Consider the following 3870-nt stretch of genomic DNA (forward strand, 5'->3'; position numbering starts at 1 on the left):
GGGCGGCGGCGCGGGTGGCGGCGGCGGTTCCGGAGGGATCACGGACAAGACACCCGGTGGGGGCCAGCCGATCGGCCCGTCCGGCAGCGCCGGCGGGCAGGGCGTGGGCGGTGGCGGCGGCGCCGGCGGTGCGGGCGGGTCGGGTTCGACGCCCGGCGCCACCGGCGACAACGGCGCCACGCACGCTTAGGGCTAGTACGCCGAGCAGACGCAAAAGCCCCCGCGGGCACGGCGTGTCGGGGGCTTTTGCTGGGGGCACCTCCCGCTTGCGGGGGACTGCTCGCGCAGGGAGGGCTAGCGGAACGCCGTGTCCAGGATCTCCTGCTGCTCGACGGCGTGCACCTTCGACGAGCCCGACGACGGGGCCGACATGGCGCGCCGCGAGATGCGCTTGAGCCCGGTTAGCTTGTCCGGCAACAACTCCGGCAGCTCCAGACCGAACCGCGGCCAGGCACCCTGGTTGGCCGGCTCCTCCTGCACCCAGAAGAACTCCTCGACGGCCGGGTAGCGGTCCAGCGTCTCGTTCAGCCGGCGCTTGGGCAGCGGGGCCAGTTGCTCGATGCGCACGATCGCGACGTCGTCGCGGTTGTCCTTGGCCTTGCGGGCCACCAGCTCGTAGTAGATCTTCCCGCTGGTCAGCAGGATCCGCCGGACCGTGCTGCGGTCGCCGATGCCGTCCTCGTAGGTGGGCTCCTCGAGCACCGAGCGGAACTTGATCTCGGTGAAGTCCTTGATGTCGCTGACCGCCGCCTTGTTGCGGAGCATCGACTTCGGCGTGAACACGATCAGCGGGCGCTGGATGCCGTCGAGCGCATGCCGGCGCAGTAGGTGGAAGTAGTTGGACGGCGTCGAGGGCATCGCGATGGTCATCGAACCCTCCGCCCACAGCTGCAGGAAGCGCTCGATGCGCCCGGAGGTGTGGTCGGGACCCTGCCCCTCGTGCCCGTGGGGCAGCAGCAGCACCACGTTGGACAGCTGGCCCCACTTGGCCTCGCCGGAGCTGATGAACTCGTCGATGATCGACTGCGCGCCGTTGACGAAGTCGCCGAACTGCGCCTCCCACAACACGAGCGCGTCCGGGTTGCCCACGGTGTAGCCGTACTCGAACCCGACGGCGGCGTACTCCGACAGCGGCGAGTCGTACACCAGGAACTTGCCGCCGGTCGGGGTGCCGTCGAGGTTCGTCGCCAGCAGTTGCAGCGGCGTGAACTCCTCGCCGGTGTTGCGGTCGATGATCACCGAATGCCGCTGGGAGAAGGTGCCGCGCCGGGTGTCCTGCCCGGACAGCCGCACCAGCTTGCCCTCCGACACCAGCGAACCCAGCGCCAGCAGCTCGCCGAACGCCCAGTCGATCTTGCCCTCGTAGGCCATCTCGCGGCGCTTTTCCAGCACCGGCTGCACGCGCGGATGCACGGTGAAACCGTCTGGCACGGAAAGGAAGGCGTCGCCGATGCGGGCCAGCAGCGACTTGTCCACCGCGGTGGCCAGCCCCGCGGGGACCGGCTGGTCGGCCTCCACCGACGCGCTGGGCTGCACGCCGTGCTTCTCCAGGTCGCGGACCTCGTTGAACACCCGCTCCAACTGGCCCTGGTAGTCGCGCAGCGCGTCCTCGGCTTCCTTCAGCGAGATGTCGCCGCGACCGATCAGGGCTTCGGTGTAGCTCTTGCGCGCCCCGCGCTTGGTGTCCACGACGTCGTACATGTACGGGTTGGTCATCGACGGGTCGTCGCCCTCGTTGTGGCCGCGGCGCCGGTAGCACAGCATGTCGATGATGACGTCCTTCTTGAACCGCTGCCGGAAGTCCACGGCCAGCTTGGCCACCCACACGCAGGCCTCGGGGTCGTCGCCGTTGACGTGAAAGATGGGCGCCCCCACCATCTTTGCGACGTCGGTGCAGTATTCGCTGGAGCGCGAGTACTCCGGCGCGGTGGTGAAGCCGATCTGGTTGTTGACGATGATGTGGATGGTGCCGCCGACGCGGTAACCGGGCAGGTTCGCCAGGTTCAGCGTCTCGGCGACGACCCCCTGCCCGGCGAAGGCGGCGTCGCCGTGCATCATCATCGGCACCACGGAGAAGGCCTTCTCGTCGCCGTCGTCCTGCGAGCCGTGGTTCAGCAGGTCCTGCTTGGCCCGGACCAGGCCCTCCAGCACCGGGTCGACGGCCTCCAGGTGCGACGGGTTCGCGGTCAGCGAGACCTGAATGTCGTTGTCGCCGAACATCTGCAGGTACACGCCGGTGGCGCCCAGGTGGTACTTGACGTCGCCGGAGCCGTGCGCCTGCGACGGGTTGAGGTTGCCCTCGAACTCGGAAAAGATCTGCGAATACGGCTTGCCGACGATGTTGGCCAGCACGTTGAGCCGGCCGCGGTGCGGCATCCCGATGACCACCTCGTCGAGGCCGTGCTCGGCGCACTGGTCGATGGCCGCGTCCATCATCGGGATCACGCTCTCCGCGCCTTCCAGCGAAAACCGTTTCTGCCCAACGTATTTGGTCTGCAGGAAGGTCTCGAAGGCCTCGGCGGCGTTGAGCTTGCTCAGGATGAACTTCTGTTCGGCCACGGTGGGTTTGACGTGCTTGGTTTCGACCCGCTCCTGCAGCCACTGTTGCTGTTCGGGCTCGAGGATGTGGGTGTACTCCACCCCGATGTGGCGGCAGTAGGCGTCGCGCAGCAGGCCAAGCACGTCGCGCAGCTTCTTGTACTCGCAGCCGGCGAAGCCATTGACCTTGAACACCCGGTCGAGGTCCCACAGCGTCAGGCCGTGGTTGAGGATTTCGAGGTCGGGGTGGCTGCGGAACCGGGTGCTGTCCAGGCGCAGCGGGTCGATGTCGGCCATCAGGTGCCCGCGGTTGCGGTAGGCCGCGATCAACTCCATCACCCGGGCGTTCTTGTCGACGATCGAGTCCGGGTTGTCGGTGCTCCAGCGCACCGGCAGGTACGGGTTGCCCAGCTCGCGGAAGATCTCGTCCCAGAAGCCGTCCGAGAGCAGCATCTCATGAATGGTCCGCAGGAAGTCACCGGACTCGGCGCCCTGGATGATGCGGTGGTCGTAGGTGGACGTCAGGGTGATCAGCTTGCCGATGCCCAGCTCGGCGATGCGCTCCTCGCTGGCCCCCTGGAACTCGGCCGGGTACTCCATGGCGCCGACGCCGATGATGGCGCCCTGGCCGGCCATCAGCCGGGGCACCGAGTGCACGGTGCCGATGGTGCCCGGGTTGGTCAGCGAAATCGTCACGCCCGCAAAGTCTTCCGCGGTCAGCTTGCCGTCGCGGGCGCGGCGCACGATGTCCTCGTAGGCGGTGACGAACTGCGCGAACCGCAGCTCCTCGCAGCGCTTGATGCCTGCCACCACCAGGGACCGCTTGCCGTCTTTGCCCTGCAGGTCGATGGCCAGGCCGAGGTTGGTGTGCGCGGGCGTGACCGCGGTCGGCTTGCCGTCGACCTCGGCGTAGTGCCGGTTCATGTTCGGGAACTGCTTGATCGCCTGCACCAACGCGTAGCCCAGCAGGTGGGTGAACGAGATCTTGCCGCCGCGGGTGCGCTTGAGCTGGTTGTTGATGACGATCCGGTTGTCGATCAGCAGCTTGGCCGGGATGGCCCGCACGCTCGTCGCCGTCGGCACGTCCAGCGACGCGGACATGTTCTTGACGACGGCGGCGGCCGCGCCGCGCAGCACCTGCATCTCGTCGCCCTCGGCCGGCGGGGGAGCGGCCGGCTTGGCCGGTGCCGCGGGGGCGGCCGGCGCCGGGGCGGCCGGGGAGCCGTTGCCTGCGGTGGGCGCCGGCTTCGTTTCGGCCGGCTTCGTCTCGGTCGGCTTCGTTTCGGCCGGCTTGGCGGCCGGGGCGGGGGCGGCGTGCCCGTCGGGCGGGGC

1 protein-coding gene and 1 pseudogene are annotated in these 3870 nt (G+C 68.7%); one reads left to right on the forward strand and one right to left on the reverse strand.

Going from position 1 to position 3870, the window contains the following annotated elements:
- Positions 1 to 190: pseudogene (locus AWB92_RS29330) on the forward strand (PE family protein); the annotation flags it as partial.
- A gap of 104 nt (positions 191 to 294) precedes the next feature.
- On the opposite strand, the gene AWB92_RS08600 reads toward AWB92_RS29330, so the two are convergent.
- Positions 295 to 3870 (reverse strand): multifunctional oxoglutarate decarboxylase/oxoglutarate dehydrogenase thiamine pyrophosphate-binding subunit/dihydrolipoyllysine-residue succinyltransferase subunit (locus AWB92_RS08600; protein WP_085184956.1); only part of this gene is annotated, 3576 nt, incomplete at its 5' end.

This window comes from Mycobacterium sp. IEC1808, assembly GCF_002101935.1.
In the GTDB taxonomy this organism is placed as follows: domain Bacteria; phylum Actinomycetota; class Actinomycetes; order Mycobacteriales; family Mycobacteriaceae; genus Mycobacterium.